Origin of the sequence: Terrisphaera buseokensis, from assembly GCF_047521145.2 — a bacterium.
GTDB lineage: Bacteria > Verrucomicrobiota > Verrucomicrobiia > Opitutales > Opitutaceae > ER46.
The window spans coordinates 3,253,226-3,268,217 of sequence record NZ_CM134186.1 but is presented as its reverse complement, the minus strand read 5'-3'; the positions used below and the strand labels follow the sequence as shown (position 1 = coordinate 3,268,217).

The 14,992-nt window shown below is 65.8% G+C and carries 11 protein-coding genes; 4 read left to right on the top strand and 7 right to left on the bottom strand.

The features are described from left to right. Positions 1-136 precede the first annotated feature (136 nt). A complete protein-coding gene (locus tag ACLJEU_RS12195; RefSeq protein ID WP_414663015.1) occupies positions 137-1,642 on the top strand; it encodes a sulfatase in 1,506 nt (501 codons plus the stop codon). A gap of 23 nt (positions 1,643-1,665) precedes the next feature. Further along, positions 1,666-3,096, top strand: coding sequence for a sulfatase (locus ACLJEU_RS12190; protein WP_414663014.1), 1,431 nt, complete (start codon positions 1,666-1,668; stop codon positions 3,094-3,096). 104 nt (positions 3,097-3,200) lie between these two features. Here ACLJEU_RS12190 and ACLJEU_RS12185 read toward each other — a convergent pair whose 3' ends face one another. From ACLJEU_RS12185 to ACLJEU_RS12175, 3 genes are all read right to left on the bottom strand, one after another. After that, entirely contained in the window at positions 3,201-4,622 is a 1,422-nt protein-coding gene (locus ACLJEU_RS12185) for an exopolysaccharide biosynthesis polyprenyl glycosylphosphotransferase (RefSeq protein WP_414663013.1), read from the bottom strand. 152 nt (positions 4,623-4,774) lie between these two features. After that, entirely contained in the window at positions 4,775-6,133 is a 1,359-nt protein-coding gene (locus tag ACLJEU_RS12180) for a PHP domain-containing protein (protein ID WP_414663012.1), read from the bottom strand. A 71-nt stretch (positions 6,134-6,204) separates the two neighbouring features. Further along, the gene (locus ACLJEU_RS12175; RefSeq protein ID WP_414663011.1) at positions 6,205-7,449 is read right to left on the bottom strand and encodes a M14-type cytosolic carboxypeptidase; all 1,245 of its coding nucleotides are present in this window, start codon (positions 7,447-7,449) and stop codon (positions 6,205-6,207) included. Positions 7,450-7,557: 108 nt separating this feature from the next. On the opposite strand from ACLJEU_RS12175, the gene ACLJEU_RS12170 reads away from it, so the two are divergent. Then, positions 7,558-8,952: a sulfatase-like hydrolase/transferase gene (locus ACLJEU_RS12170; protein ID WP_414663010.1), complete on the top strand. Its 1,395-nt coding sequence runs from the start codon at positions 7,558-7,560 to the stop codon at positions 8,950-8,952. Positions 8,953-9,015: 63 nt separating this feature from the next. Here the strand turns inward: ACLJEU_RS12170 and ACLJEU_RS12165 are convergent, their stop codons facing one another. The 3 genes from ACLJEU_RS12165 to ACLJEU_RS12155 are packed head-to-tail and all read right to left on the bottom strand — an operon-like array spanning position 9,016 to position 12,311. Next, a complete protein-coding gene (locus ACLJEU_RS12165) occupies positions 9,016-10,032 on the bottom strand; it encodes a DUF1593 domain-containing protein (RefSeq protein WP_414663009.1) in 1,017 nt (338 codons plus the stop codon). A gap of 49 nt (positions 10,033-10,081) precedes the next feature. Continuing rightward, complete coding sequence (locus tag ACLJEU_RS12160; protein ID WP_414663008.1) at positions 10,082-10,819, bottom strand: 3-keto-disaccharide hydrolase; 738 nt, start codon at positions 10,817-10,819, stop codon at positions 10,082-10,084. 58 nt (positions 10,820-10,877) lie between these two features. Then, complete coding sequence (locus ACLJEU_RS12155) at positions 10,878-12,311, bottom strand: sulfatase family protein (RefSeq protein ID WP_414663007.1); 1,434 nt, start codon at positions 12,309-12,311, stop codon at positions 10,878-10,880. Positions 12,312-13,019: 708 nt separating this feature from the next. On the opposite strand from ACLJEU_RS12155, the gene ACLJEU_RS12150 reads away from it, so the two are divergent. Next, positions 13,020-13,661 (top strand): peptidylprolyl isomerase, encoded by a 642-nt coding sequence (locus ACLJEU_RS12150; RefSeq protein ID WP_414663006.1) that lies wholly within the window; start codon positions 13,020-13,022, stop codon positions 13,659-13,661. Between the two features lie 140 nt (positions 13,662-13,801). Here the strand turns inward: ACLJEU_RS12150 and ACLJEU_RS12145 are convergent, their stop codons facing one another. Continuing rightward, positions 13,802-14,974, bottom strand: a complete 1,173-nt coding sequence (locus tag ACLJEU_RS12145; protein WP_414663005.1) for a lactonase family protein — start codon at positions 14,972-14,974, stop codon at positions 13,802-13,804. Between the last annotated feature and the right edge of the window lie 18 nt (positions 14,975-14,992).

Here is a 14,992-nt window from a genome sequence, read left to right as displayed (position 1 = left end):
AACGACTCCATCTGGACAACGAATCCCTCTGGACATCGAATCCCTCTGGACCGCGACCGCCCCCGGTCGCTTCCGAATCCTGGCGACCGGGGGCGGTCGCGGTCCCACTCTCCATTCCACCGCTCTCCATATCCTCATGCCCACGCTCCGCCTCCGCCGCCTCCTGCTCCTGCTCATCGCTCCGCTCACTCACCTGACGGCCGCCGACCGGCCCAACGTCCTTTTCATTGCGGTCGACGATCTCCGCCCGGAGTTCGGCGCGTACGGCGCGAGCTACATCAAGAGTCCCAACCTTGATCGCATCGCGAAGGCGGGAATCACGTTCAATCGCGCCTACTGCCAGCAGGCGGTGTGCTCGCCCACCCGTTCCAGCCTGATGACCGGCACACGTCCGGACACCACCAAGGTCTGGGATCTCGAAACCCACTTCCGCGTGGCGCTGCCGAACGTCGTGACGCTCGGCCAGCACTTCAAGAACAACGGCTACTTCGTCCAGGGCATGGGGAAGATTTATCACGGCAGCTTCGACGATGCCCCGACGTGGTCGGTGCCGTGGCAGACGCCGCGCGCCCAGGCCTACGGCCTGCCGGAGAACCTCGCGCTGAACCAGCGGCAGAACGCGGTCGTGGAACCCGACGGCAAGGCGAAGAAGAAGGGCGGCAAGAAGGGCAAGCAAGCCACGCCGCGCAACTCGCGCGGCCCGGCGTTCGAGGGCGCCGATGTGCCGGATGAGACGTTTCAGGACGGCAAGGTCGCCGCGCTGGCCGTGAGCACGCTCCGGGAGATCAGCCGCAAGCAGGAGCCGTTCTTCCTCGCCGTCGGCTTCGTGAAACCGCACCTGCCGTTCGTCGCGCCGAAGAAATACTGGGATCTCTACGATCCCGCCAAAATCCAGCTCGCCCCGAACAAGTTCCGGCCGAAGGACGCGCCCGAGTACGCCATTCAGGCCGGCGGCGAGATGCGCGCGTATCACGGGATTCCGGATACATCGATTCCCGACGATCTCGCGCGCCAGTTGAAGCACGGCTACTACGCCGCGATCAGTTACATGGATGCCCAGGTCGGCCGGGTGCTCGACGAACTCGATCGCCTGGGCCTGCGCGAGAAGACGATCATCGTGCTGTGGGGCGACCACGGCTGGAAACTCGGCGAGCACGACGCCTGGTGCAAACACACCAACAGCGAGAACGACACCAACGCGCCGCTGCTCCTTTCCGTGCCCGGGATGAAACACGCCGGCACGCGCACGAACGCCCTGGTCGAGTTCGTCGACATCTACCCCACGCTCTCCGAACTCGCCGGTCTCGCGCTGCCGTCCCACCTCGAAGGCCGGAGCTTCAAGCCCGTGCTCGAGAATCCCACGCGCGCCTGGAAGCCGGCCGCGTTCAGCCAGTATCCGCGCGGCGTGAACGGCCGCCAGCTAATGGGTTACTCCATGCGGACGGAACGCCACCGCTTCACCGTCTGGGTGGAACGCAACGATCACGCGAAGGTCGATGCGATCGAGCTCTACGATCACCAGGTCGACCCGCAGGAAAACACCAACATCGCAAAAAACCCCGCCAACGCCGCGCTCGTCGAACGCCTCATGACGCAATGGCGGGCCGGCTGGAAAGGCGCGGTGCCGGCCGGAGCCGAGTGATTCCAACCTCCGTGATTCCCTTCATGCACCGTCTTTCCGCGACATTTGGGTTCATCCTGTTCTCACTCGCGTGCAGCGGCGGGCTCCGGGCCGCGCAGCCGCCCAACGTCCTGTTCATCGTCGTCGATGACCTGAACCTGTCGCTCGGCTGCTACGGCAACACCCAGGTGCGGTCGCCGCACATCGACCGGCTCGCCGCCCGTGGCGCGCGGTTTGATCGGGCGTACGCCCAGTACCCGCTGTGCAACCCGAGCCGCGTTTCCTTCCTCACCGGACGCCGGCCGGAAACCACCGGCGTCTACGTGCTCAACACCCCGCCGCACACGGCCGTACCCGATGCCGTGACGCTCCCGCGATTTTTCCGTCAGCAGGGTTATGCGACGGCGGGCGCCGGCAAAATTTTCCACAACGTCCGCACGGGCGATGCCGGGGCCTGGGATCACTATCAGGATGGCGAGGGCGAGGACGCCGGCGAACAAGCGGCGATTAAGTCGCGCTACGGCGGCGGTGACGGCCGTCCGCGCTGGTTCGAACTCGAAGGTGACGGCAGCAAGACCCGCGACGGCCTCAACGCCGCCACGATCCGGCAGCTCGTGGCAAACAACGCCGCCACGAACAAGCCGTTCTTCCTCGCCGCTGGTTTCCACAAGCCCCATCTGCCCTGGACCGCGCCGAAGCGTTTTTTCGATCTCTATCGCGAAGGCGATCTCACGCCGCCGGCCGAACCCGCGCTGCGCAACGTGCCGCCGATCGCGTTGCAGACTGAGCTCTCCGGCTTTGAACAACCGGACTCACGCGCCGGCGCGCTTCGTGGCTACTACGCCTGCGTGTCGTTCATCGACTCCCTGATCGGTCAGCTTCTGGACGAACTCGACCGCGGCGACCTTTGGAAGAACACGGTAGTCGTGCTCCTCGGCGACCACGGCTTTCACCTCGGCGATCACGGCGGGCTCTGGGCCAAGCTCAGCGCGTTCGATCAGTCCACGCGCGTGCCGCTCATCATGGCCGGTGCGGGTATTCCGGCCGGCCGGGTCGTGACGACGCCGGTCGAGCTTGTTGATGTTTATCCGACGCTGGCCGACCTCGCCGGCCTGACTCCGCCGGAGCGGCTCGAAGGCCGTTCGCTGCGCCCGTTGCTGCAGAATGGCAGGGAAGATCCCGGCCGCATCGCGCGCAGCCTCGTCTATCACTACGATGTCGCGGGCAAACGCGACGTCGCCGGTCAGACCGTCATCGGCGCGCAGTGGCGCTACACCGAATGGGATGAAGGTCGCGCCGGCCGCGAGCTGTATTCACGCAACACGGACGCCGGCGAGTATCACAATCGCGCCGCGGATCCGGCGATGGAGAAGACCGTGAAGACCGCCGCCGCGCTCCTGCGCACGATCCCCGCTCCGAAGCCCGGTCCGGCGAACCGCCCGCGCGCGCTGGCGCCCGCCGGCTCCGCAAAATAGCAAGAAAGCCCGGGACCGCGACCGCCCCCGGTCGCTCGAAAAAATGCGACCGGGGGCGGTCGCGGTCCCGGTCGGTCGTCGCGCCAGAAGCCACCGACCCGTGCTCAATACGCCGTTGGCGGAGGGCGCAGGACCTGGTTGAGCGTGCGCGCGGAGATCTGCAGATCGAGCCAGACCGACCAGTGCGTGATGTAGTAGAGATCCCAGTACACGCGACGGTTCAGCATCTCGGTTTCCAGAATTTCCCCGCGAAAGCCCAGACTCTGGGCCAGGCCGGTGATGCCGGGTTTCACGAGATGCCGCGTGCGGTAACCCCGCGTCTGCTGGCGGAACTCCTCGTCGAGCAGCGGCATGTACGGCCGCGGTCCCACGACGCTCATGTCGCCGCACAGGACGTTCCAAAACTGCGGAAATTCATCGAGACTGCGGCGGCGCAGGAAGCGTCCGAACGGGAAAATGCGTTCGTCCTCCGCCTGGGCCTGCTTCGATTCCGCCGCGGCGTCCTCGGGGCTCACCCGCATCGATCGAAACTTCAACATGCGGAAGACCTCGCCCCGCTGGCCGCGCCGCTCACGCACATGAAAGAGCGGACCAGGCGCCTGCACGCGCTGCATGATCCACACCCACGCGCAGAGCGGTGGCAGCACGAACACGACCATCGGCAACGCGAGCGCGAGATCATACGTGCGCTTGATGATCCGGTTCAACGGATCCTCGAGCGGCTCCTCCTGCAGGGTGTAAAAGTGCCGTCCTTCCTCGAGCGTGGGCACGAGCGGCTGCGTGTAGCGCTCCGCGAGATTGTTGTGAATCAGCAGGCGACACCCCTGTTCCTGGCACAGTTCGATGATGGCGCGGGCCTCGTTGTCGGTCGCCGGTAGTTGCAGCAACACGACCTGCCCGACCTGCCGCTCGGCCAGAACCCGGGCGAGATCGTGCACGCGCCCCAGCCAGGGCATCGGCAGCGCCGCGGCATCCGTGGGCGTCGTTTCATCCGACAGCAATCCGACCGCGTGCAGCCCGAGCGGTTCTTTCTGCGCGATCCAATCCTTCAGCCCCGCCAGCGAACTCGTCCTACCGATGAAAACCGTGGGCAGATGCTTGCCGCGGGGAAACGCGATCCGCGCGAGCAGCCGCGGCAGCCACGCGTTGAGCACCAGCAAACCGAGGCCGCTCCACACGAGCAGCGTGCCGAGGAAAAGACGGCTGATGCTCCGATCCTGCGTCGCAAACATCATCGTGAAGATGAGTGCCGCCATCAGTCCGACCTGTCGCGCCGAGAGGCGCGCGGCGTCGCCCAGGTCGAGCCGGTGAAACCGCGCCACCAGCTGGGAAAGGTCGCGGGTGGAAACAATCATGCCGCTGACCACGCAGAAAAAATAAGGCAGCAGGTTTACCTGTCGCGTGAGCCGGACGATCGGGACGTACCGCAGAATGAATTCCGCGTACACCCAGAAGAAAATCCCCACGCACAACGTCGTTACTCCGGCATGGAGATTGGCGAGTCCGCGCGCGCGCGTGGTGATCATTCGAAGGCGTTATGAGTTGTCACCGCACTCCGGGCAAGCGCGCGGGCGCACCTCGTCCGGGAGCACCGGCCACTGGCCGGCATCGGGCCGAAGCAGGCGGGACGCGGAGACACGGCGGCCCGCTGTGCTCTCAATTGACACGAGAGCCCCGCTCACTGCTGCGCGGCCACCAGCGGCTGCGTCCATGCGGTCTCGAATTCTCCCGCCACGCTGCCGTTCACCTTCGGCTTCGATGAAATCACCTTCGCCCGCACATAGAGCTCATCGCCGCGCAGCGTATAGCTCGCCGCCACGCCCTCGACTTCCGCGAGCACGGCACCGACATCCTTGCTGTACTTGCGGTGCGGCATCGTGCGCGCCGCGTCCTTGGCGGTCGAAGTCAACGGCTCTGTGCTCGTCGAAAACCCGCGGCGCGTGCCGATGAACTGCGTGCGGTACTTCACGCCCGCCTCAGCCTTGATCGCCACGCTCAACTGATTCTTTTCGCGCTTCACGTCGTTCAACTCGACGCCCGACGTGGCATAAAAATCTCCCGCCTCCATCGCGAGGACGATCGACTCGGGCGTGAGGTGCTTCGCCCGCACCATCACCCAGCCGCGGCCGGCGTTGCTCTTGCCCAGGCCAATCTCGTGATAGTGATGAGAATCATCGACACCCACGCCGTAAACCACGGGCAGATTCAGGTCGGTCAGACGGCGCGCGAGCATCGCGTCCCACATGGCGTCCATGCTGAGATGGGCCGCATCGCCGTCGTTGAAGACGCCGGGGTGACCGTTGTATACCTCGAAAAAGCGCTCGCGCTTCACCTGCATCAATTCGTCCGCAGTGATGCCCCAGCGGAAATTCGGGTGGTTGATGTGCGCGAACATCGGCTGCCCGGTCCTCTCGCGCTGCGCCACGACGGCGTCGACGACCTGGTCCATGACCGTGACGGCGTTGTCCCCCTCGGCCGGCGCGATGAACTCCCGCGGATTCGTCACATTGATGTGCACCGGGCCCGACTGCTCGGGCGTGGTCGCCGTCTTCGGCCGCTTCCAGGTGGAGGTGATCTCCTCGCTGGGAATCATGAGAAACCGGTTCGGCTCCTCCAGCAGCGCGCGGTATTCGTCCAACGGCTTCAACCGAACGCTGCGTTTGCCGTCCACCTCGCGCGTCTGCACCCAGTCGGGGCCGAAACGCCGCAGGTATTTTTCGAGCACGGGACCGCCACCGCGCTGGTTGACGTTGCCGCCGATGGACACCGGCGTCTTCAGCTCGAACCAGCGCGTGCCGGCCTGGATCACGTTGTGATCCGAGATGCCGAGGAAGTGATACCCCTGGCGTTTGTACCAGTCGGCGATCATCTCCGGATAATCGTCACCATCGCTCCAGAGCGAATGCGTGTGCAGATTGCCTTTGTACCAGCGCGCTTCGGCCGCGGTGGTCGCGGGCTGCGACTGCGACAACAGCGGTGACGTGAGTGCGGCGAGGAGCCCGAGGGCGCCCACCGCGGAAAGGCGAAACGGTGTCATGGGGTGAAGCCAACGAGGTTCGCGGCCAGCCCTCGAATGACAACTCCGTTTCACTCCGCGGCGGACCGTTCTCAGCGCGCGGCTTCAGCCAGCAACGCGATCAGCTGGCGGCCAAATTCCAGCCGGTCTTCCGTCGTCATGATCCGGCCCGCTTTCTGACTGGGGCCGATGCGTTGTTCCATCAGCATGATGGGGACCCTCGCTTCGCGCCACAGCGAGTTGGTGGTGTTGGCCGGACCGCTGCCCGCGAACAACGTGAGCTTGGGCCGCGAGGGATCAAAGGTCGTGGTCGTCATCAGGCGGGCGAACAGACGATGGAAGCGCGCCTGGTGCGGCTCGGCATCGACCATCGTATCCACATACTCGTTCATCTCGGTGTTGTGGAGATTCAGCATGACGTCGATCGGCTGGCGCGCGTGCTGCGCCAGAATCGCCTGCTTCGCGTGCCATATTTCCGGCAGGCGCTCGAGCCACCGCACGTCCTTCAGATCCACTTCATCCCAGTGCCGGTTCGGGTCGAAGCCATTCGCGTTGAAACGTACCTCGCCGCTCGCCACCGAGTCCGGGTTCAGCATCGGCGTGAACAGAAAGATAGTCTCGTCGCGGAGCGCGCGCGCCGCCGGATCGTCCGACGCGATGAATGTCATCGCTCCCTCCATGACAAACGACGTGCCCGTCTCCCACGCATGCTGCCGCGCCTGCAGCCAAACCACGCGCTTGCCGGCGTCGGGCCGCGCGCGGTTGGTGATGGTGACGAGCGGCAGATCGCGCCCTTGCACGGACCGGCCGATGACCTCGGTGCGCACGTGCGGCAGCCTTGAAAGATCACGTAACAGGTCCTGCAGCCGGCCGACGGGATACGGCGGAATATGCGCGATCCAAAGCGAGTTGCCCGACGATCGCACGGTGAGCGTGAGCTCGTCGCGCTTCTCGTCCCACGCCGCGGACGCAACATTCCGCCAGGACACTCCGTCCTCGCTGATCACGGGACGGAACCAAGCCCCGGCGGGCGAGTTGGCGGGCTTGTCGTTGTATTCGCCTTTGAAGGACGTCAGGCGGAGCGTGAGTTCGCGTCCCGCGACGTCATCGACCCGAAAGAAAAACCACGTCGCCTGCCGGTTACGGCCCCGGGAGTCCTGCTGCCCTTTCACGTGCAACCGGAACTCCGTCTCGCCCATCTTCTCGATCAGGCCGAGCGACGCGCCCTCGAACGCCGTGTTGAACAACACGGGCCCGGGGGCAGCCGGCTCCGCCGCGTGGACGCACGCGACCAAACCAAGGCTGAGCGCAAGCAGGGCGGCGGGGAAACGTATCATGGCGACAGTTGTGAGCCAAAGCCGGCGCGGCCGAAACACATTTTGCGGGTCGACCCGGGAGCGCAGGAAAACGATTGCACTCCCATTGCAGCGTTGTGGGCTTCCGGCGTGCACTTCCCCATCCTGTTGCGCATCGTCGGTTGCACGCTGGCACTCCTGAGCCACGTTTCCGCCCTGCTCGCCGCTGAAGGCAAGCCCAACATCGTCCTCATCGTCTCCGACGATCAGGGCTATCCCGACCTCGGCATCATCGGGACCAAGCCGATCCTCACGCCGCATCTTGATCGCCTCGCGCGCGAGGGCGTGCGCGCCACCAGCTTCTACGTGACCTGGCCGGCGTGCACCCCGTCGCGCGGCAGCGTGCTCACCGGACGGTTTCCCCAGCGCAACGGCCTCTACGACATGGTGCGAAACGACATGGTGAACTACGGCCACAAGTTCACGCGCGATGAGTATGCCGTGTCGCCCGAGATGACGCTCGGCCTCGATCCGCGGGAACGCACCCTGGGCGATCTGCTGCGGCCCGCCGGATATCGCAACGGGGTCGTCGGCAAGTGGGACATGGGCCAGGCGAAGCGGTATCTGCCGCTGCAACGCGGCTTCGATTTCTTCTACGGCCACGGCAACAACGGCATCGATTACTTCACCCACGAACGCTACGGCGTGTCGTCGATGTTTCGCGACAACGCCCGCACCGAGACCGACAAGGGCACGTACGCGACCGATCTCTTCAAGCGCGAATCGCTCCGCTTCATCCGCGAGTCGAACCGCCAACCCTTCTTCCTGTATCTCTGCTTCAACGCCCCGCACAGCGCGTCGACGCTGGAGAAGGTGGGCGTCCAGGCGACGCCCGAGTGGATCGCGAAGTACCCGAACATGGATCCCAAGGAGCGGCTGACCTCGTACTATGCCGCGGTCACCTGCATGGACGCCGCGATTGGTGAACTGATGGCGACGCTCCGCGAAACGGGTCAGGACAAGAACACGCTCGTGCTCTTCATGTCCGACAACGGCGGCTCCGGCAATGGCGGCAACGCGCCGCTCAAGGGGCAGAAGTCCACCATGTGGGAGGGCGGCCTGCGCGTGCCGTTCATCGCGTGGTGGCCGGGCAAACTGCCGGCGGGCGTCGTCACGGACGAGTTTCTCACCTCGCTCGAAATCATGCCGACGCTCACGGCCATCACCGGCGCCCAGCCGCTTGCCGGCGTGACGATCGACGGCTTTGACATGCTGCCCGTGCTGCGTGGCGAGAAGAAATCACCGCGCACGGAAATGTTCTGGGAACGACGCAGTCATCGCGCCGCCCGCGTCGGCAATTGGAAGTGGGTCGACATGGGCGGACGCAACACCACGGGACTTTTCGACCTCGCCACCGACCTCGGCGAAACCCGGGACCTTTCCAAGGAAAAGCCTGACGTGCTGAAGATGGTGCAGGGAAAGTTCGCGGCCTGGCGCAAGGCGATGGACGCGACCGAGCCCCGCGGTCCGTTCCGGGATTACTGACGTGAGGTCGCGAGTCGGGTAAGGCTCAAACCCTGGAGCGGCGCACCCCGACAGGACGTCTCCTCAAGGCAGGCACCAGTTCATCCGTTCCGCGAAGTCGCGCTGAAACGCCGCGCGCCACCGGCTAACGGCCTCACGGGGATCGGAGCCCGCCGCCGCCGTTCGATCGCGGTACCAGCCGTCGGCCTGACGTTCGAACTCGCCACCCCAGCCGGGCTTTGTCGGATCGGCGGGATCGTTGCCGCCTCGGGGCAGGAAGAAGAACCACGCCGGCGTATCGCCTTCCTTGAGACAGCCGTGCGGATTCGGGTCCGTCCAGGTTTTCACCGGATACAACGCTCCGAGCGGACCGCGACTGCGCACGTTGGCGTCGATCCATTCCCGGCTCGTGAGCGCCACGTCGCCGGTGAGATACATGCCGCGGTAAACGCCGTCGCGCTTGTCGCGACCCGCGGGCGCCTGCGCGAGAATGTACGTCAGCCCGGGAAACTCGGCGCGCAGCCAGGCGGCGATGCCATCCTGGTCATTGATGTCGTAGACCCGCACCTTGCGGACGAACTCCGCGAGCCCCGGCGCGCCGCGCTCGTGTTTCACCCGCCAGAGAGCTTGCGCAAAATCGGTCTGACCGCCCCAGATCGTAAGATGCAACGGCCGGCCGGCGGTGCCGGCGTCGATCCGCGCGATCAGCGCCTGTGACCCGGCGGTGTCGTGCACGGGGCCGATGTGATCGCGACCGCGCTGCGGATTGCCCGAGAGGATGCGGGCCTTGAGGTGGCCGGCGTCCGGCCAGCCGTCCGCGTGACGCCGCAACTGCGGCAGCACCTGACCGTAGGCGTCGACGATCTGGTGAATCAGGTCGGGACGAGTGATCGCTTCCTTCAGCTCGCCGCGCGTGCCGGCGGCGCTGGCGATGAGCAACTCGAGCTCAAACTCGTTCGCATACACCATCAGCCGGATCATCGACTGCTGATCGTCGGGATCGCCGCCGATGTCGGTCAGCACCGCCAGCCGCGGGCGATCGGCGGCCCCCACGAGGGACAACCAGAACAGACTGGCGAAGAATACGACGTAACGGATCACGGGTGAAAGGGAAAGCGCGCGGGACGTTCCGCCCGTCGGGTGGTGTCGATTACAGTTTCCTCAGCCGGATGTCACGGATCGCGGCGCGGGTCTGATACGCGGAGATGCCGAGCGGGAGCGATTTCTCGATCTCGGTGTCGCGCAGGCCGATCTTCCGGCCCATGGTTTCGAGGTCCACGACCTGCTCCTGATCGATCCACGCCTCGATCTTCTGGTCCGTCACCCGAATCCGGATACGGTACCACTTCTTCAGCGCGAACTCCTTGCCCGTGGTCGTGTCGTTGTCGGAGGCATCGGAGTGATCGACGCTGGAAAGCCCGACGACCGTGCCGCCCCAGCCACCCACGATGAAACTACAGGCGTGCTTGCCGACGGGAAACGTCAGGCCGCAGAAGAAATCGCCGCCCTCCACCCGCATCGCGTCGAGCGCGATCTCATAGTTCATCGTCGGGAGATCGACCGCGTCGGCGCGGTTGATGCCCGTCAGAAAATCCCCCTTCTCGATCACGATCGCGCCGGCCCCGCCGGCAAAGGCCTTGTCCACCGCCACGGCCCCCGCGCCGTAGAACTCGGTGCGCTTCCAGCCGGCCAAGCTCGTGCCGTCGAAGAGCGTTTGCCAGCCCTCGGACGCAACCACGCCGGACGCAGCCTCCCGGGTTTCAGCCCCCACGAGCGTCCACGCGACGGGCGCCGACGCCGCAACCAAGCCGATCACCGCGAGCCGGGCCAGCATCCGGCCCGAGGGCATGAGGCGCGACCGCCGTCGGGGAAAGCCGGAGAAGAGCATGCGCCCACCCTCTTCCGGTTCAGGGCGTGAATCAACCACGGAGAGTGCCCGCGGCCGCTCAGGGCGTGTGCCGCTTCGCCTTCGAACGCCCGCCCTTCCACACGTCGTACTGGGGATCCGCATACGCGGCAAAGAAGGCGTCGAGCCGCGACGCCAGTTCCCCGCGGATCGCCGTCGTGCCGGGCTGGCCGTAAAGGTTGAACCGCTCCATCGGATCGCGTTTCAGATCGTAGAGCTCAAAGGGGCCTTCGGGAAACCGCGCGACGTACTTCCACTCCTCCGTGCGCACCGCGCGGGTGGTTTCCATTTCATAGAAGATCACATTGTCACCCGCCGGCGGCTGCCCGCCCGTGAAGACCGGCGAAAAATCGCGGCCGGGCGAGCGCGGCGTCGCCGGCATCCGCGCGCCGAGACCGAGATGGCCAAGCATCGTCGGCATGAAATCGTAATTGCTCACCAGCGCATCGCTCGTGCGCCCCGCCGTCACGCGGCCCGGCTGGCGCACGATCAATGGAATCTGCATCATGAGTTCATGCGCGCCGGTGGGCCGGAAATGATCACCCATGCCCCACATGCCGTTCTGGCCGCCCATCCAGCCCTGATCGGCGGTGAAGACCACGACGGTGTTGTCGTCGAGGCCGAGGCGCTTGAGCGTCGCCATGATTTCGCCCACGCCGTCGTCGACGCCGCTGATCTCTGCGGCGACGCGTTCCATCGCGATCTGCTGGTTGTGAAAGGCCTTGTTGGCGTGCTGCCACGGATGCATGGCGTCGACGGGAAAACTCTTGAACGCCTTGTCGCGATAATACTCCGCGTGCCGGTTGCGGGCCCGCTTCAGCATCATCGGCCCGAGCGCGTACGGGCCGTTGTACGACAGGAACAGGAAGAACGGTCGCGCTTGGTTCTGCTCGATGAAAGCGACGCCCTTCCGCGTCCACAGGTCCGTCGTGTAGCCTTCCTCGGTGCGGACTTTCCCGTCCTCAATCACCTGCTGCTGGTAGAATTCCTGCGTGCTGCCGTCCGGCTTTGTTATCCAGGAGGTGAAGCCCTCCGAAGGCTTGAGATTGTCGCCGAGATGCCACTTGCCGCTCAGCCCGCAGACGTAGCCGGCATCACGGAGCACTTCGCCGATGGAAGTGAACTCGCGGAGCGTGTTGTACGCCTCCGGGCCCATCATGAACTTCGGATCAAGGAAGGAATGCACGCCGTGCTGCGACGGCAGGAGCCCGGTCAGAAACGTGGCCCGCGTCGGCGAGCACACGGGATTGCTGCTGAGCGCCCGCGTGAACCGGACGCCCTCCGCCGCGAGACGGTCGATATGCGGCGTGCGAATGTCGGGATTGCCGTAGCAACCGAGCGTCCACGCGCCGTGATTGTCCGTGAGAATGAAGACCAGATTCGGCGGCCGATCCGCCGCATGCACGACCGCCGGCAATGCCAGCAGCGCGATCAATCCGAGGACGCTCCCCGTGACACGCGCCCGCAGTGGCACGAGGACGGCAAGGCAGCGGCGGGCAAGGGAGCGTGGGGTGACGCACTCGTTTCGCATGCTGCGACCCTTCCACGCGCGGCCGGCACTGCCAAGCCCGCAGGCGACCGACCTTCGCAATCACCCCCCGTTGCCGTGTCCCGCGAGCGCCTGCGCTCCCGGTGTAGTCGTCAGCGCGACTCGGGCTGCGACGCTGCGATCGGAGCGTCGTCACCTGGGCAAAAAAGAGCCCGCCGTGTACCCCTACACGGCGGGCATTGCTTTCTTGGTTACCCCAAATCTCCCCGCTAAGCGGGTGAGATGAGGAAAGAATCGTCAGCAGGGGCCGTTTATCAAATCGAATCAGGTGTTCGCGCTTGGGCAGTAGGCTGGCGCACGCGCGGTATTAGCGCCCAACCGAACGTGACAAAAAATGAACGACCGCAGGCGGCTCCTTTTCTGTTCGCCGCCGCACCTGCACGTTCGCCTGGTGAGAGAGTTACGGGATCGGCTCCGGGCGGCGTGGCGCGCAGGCCGGGACAACCGACGTTTGTTCGCGCATTCCGGCATCGGACGCGAATGGCAGCGCCCGCCACGATGAAGCGCCCCAGTCTCGTCGGTCGCCGAGCGAGTCACGCCACGGTTTTGCCCCCCCTTTATTCGCATCGATTCGCGTGATTCGCGGGCGACTCCCCGCCTTGACTCTCGCCAACGCCACCCAACATGGGGCAGATGCGTTTTTCGCCGGCTCGATTCCCCGCCCTTCCTCTCGTTCTCGCCAGCCTGTGGCTCGGCGGCTGTGGTGCCCCCGAAAAGCCGATCGCGGCCGAGGCCCCGGTGGTGAATCCCAAGGTGCCCGCGGGCGCCAAGAGTTCCGGCGGGCTCCACGCCGTGATCGATACCGCCCAAGGCGCGATCGAAATCGAGTTCCTCCCCGCCGCCGCGCCCAAGGCGGTCGAGAACTTCCGGCTGCTCGCGGAGCACGGTTATTACGACGGCCTGACGTTTCATCGCATCATGAAGGGCTTCATGATTCAGGGCGGCGATCCGATGGGCGACGGCCGTGGCGGCCAGAGTGCGTGGGGCGGCAAGTTCGCCGATGAGATCCAGGCCGACTCCCCGCTTTATCGGGCGGGCTACCAGCGCGGCATCGTCGCCATGGCCAACGCCGGTCCGAACACCAACACGAGCCAGTTTTTCATCATGCACCAGGACTACCGCCTGCCCCCGGCCTACGTGATCTTCGCGAAAGTCACGCGCGGCATGGAAGTGGTCGACGCCCTCGCCGCGGTCCCGACGACGATGGGCCCGGACCGCGGCATGAGCCAGCCGCTGACCCCGCCCGTCATCCGCAAAGTCACCATCCGGCCCTGAACCGGTCAAGGGTTGCCCGCGAATCACGCGGATGACGCAAAAGTCAGAGCCTGATCAATTTTTATCCCTGCTCCGCCATTCGTGTCATTCGCGTGATTCGCGGGCGCTCCGCCTGAGCCTGATCGTCGCAAACCTGCATTTCACTTCACCCGCACGAAGGTCGCGCTCACCGGCGCGGGGACGTCGAGCAGCTGGCCGGTGGCCGTGAGGCGGCCGGTCTTCGCATCGAGGCCGAAGACGGCGACCGTATCCGAATCCTGGTTCTCAGCGAGCAGCCACGCGCCCGTCGGATCGATCGCGAAATGCCGCGGCGTCCGGCCCTGCGTCGGTTGGTGCGCGACGTAAGTCAGACGCCCGGTCGCAGCGTCGATCGCGTACACCACGATGGAATCGTGGCCGCGGTTTGAGCCGTAGAGAAACGCGCCGCCGGGATGCGCCATCACCTCGGCCGTGCTGTATCCTTTCTGGACGGACACCCCGGGCGGCAGCGTCGAGAGCGTCTGCAGCTCCTTCAACTCGCCCTTCGCGGCGTCGTAACTGAAGGCCGTCATCGTGCAGAGCATTTCATTGATCACATACGCGAAACGGCCGCCGGGATGAAACGCGAGATGCCGCGGCCCGGAGCCCGGCGCCACGGCGGCAAAGGCCGGCGCATGCGGCGTGAGCGAAGCCTTCGCCGCGTCGAGACGGTAAACAAGCACGCGATCGATGCCGAGATCCGGGGAGAACGCGAAGCGGTTGTCCGGCGACACCATGATGGCGTGCGCATGCGGCGCCTTCTGGCGCGCGGCATTCACGCTCGAACCGGTGTGCTGGATGACGGACTGCGCCGGCCCGAGCCGGCCATCGGCGGCAACGGGCAGCGCCGCGACGCTGCCACCGCTGTAGTTGGCCACGAGGACGCAGCGGCCGGACTGATCGACGATGAGATGACACGGGCCCGGCCCGCCGGGACTCTGTTCGTTGAGAAACGTCAGCGCCCCGGTGCGCGCGTCGATCGCGTAGGCCTTCACGCCCTTGCCCGGCGTGCGCACGGGATCACTGCCCTCGTCGATGGTGTAGAGATGCGTGCCCTTCGGATTCACGGCCACGAACGACGGATCGCGCGTCTCTGCCACGAGCTCCGCCGGCGAGAGGCGGCCGGTCGCCACGTCGAGTCGCGCGCGGTAGATGCCCTTGCTCTTCGCCTTCGTGTACGTGCCGAAGTAGACGAAGAATTCCTTCGGCGCCGGCTGCTCCGCTGCGGGGAGCGGAGCGAGACCGACGACCAGACCAAGGGCCAGCAGGCCCAGCGTGCGCAGGGAGGGGTTCATCCCGCGATCCAACGGCGG

What these genes read in the sequence shown, in the direction of transcription:
- ACLJEU_RS12195 (WP_414663015.1), top strand. Translation starts at nt 137, where the DNA reads ATGCCCACGCTCCGCCTCCGCCGCCTCCTGCTCCTGCTCATCGCTCCG.
- ACLJEU_RS12190 (WP_414663014.1), top strand. Translation starts at nt 1,666, where the DNA reads ATGCACCGTCTTTCCGCGACATTTGGGTTCATCCTGTTCTCACTCGCG.
- ACLJEU_RS12185 (WP_414663013.1), bottom strand. Translation starts at nt 4,622, where the DNA reads ATGATCACCACGCGCGCGCGCGGACTCGCCAATCTCCATGCCGGAGTA.
- ACLJEU_RS12180 (WP_414663012.1), bottom strand. Translation starts at nt 6,133, where the DNA reads ATGACACCGTTTCGCCTTTCCGCGGTGGGCGCCCTCGGGCTCCTCGCC.
- ACLJEU_RS12175 (WP_414663011.1), bottom strand. Translation starts at nt 7,449, where the DNA reads ATGATACGTTTCCCCGCCGCCCTGCTTGCGCTCAGCCTTGGTTTGGTC.
- ACLJEU_RS12160 (WP_414663008.1), bottom strand. Translation starts at nt 10,819, where the DNA reads ATGCTCTTCTCCGGCTTTCCCCGACGGCGGTCGCGCCTCATGCCCTCG.
- ACLJEU_RS12150 (WP_414663006.1), top strand. Translation starts at nt 13,020, where the DNA reads ATGCGTTTTTCGCCGGCTCGATTCCCCGCCCTTCCTCTCGTTCTCGCC.
- ACLJEU_RS12145 (WP_414663005.1), bottom strand. Translation starts at nt 14,974, where the DNA reads ATGAACCCCTCCCTGCGCACGCTGGGCCTGCTGGCCCTTGGTCTGGTC.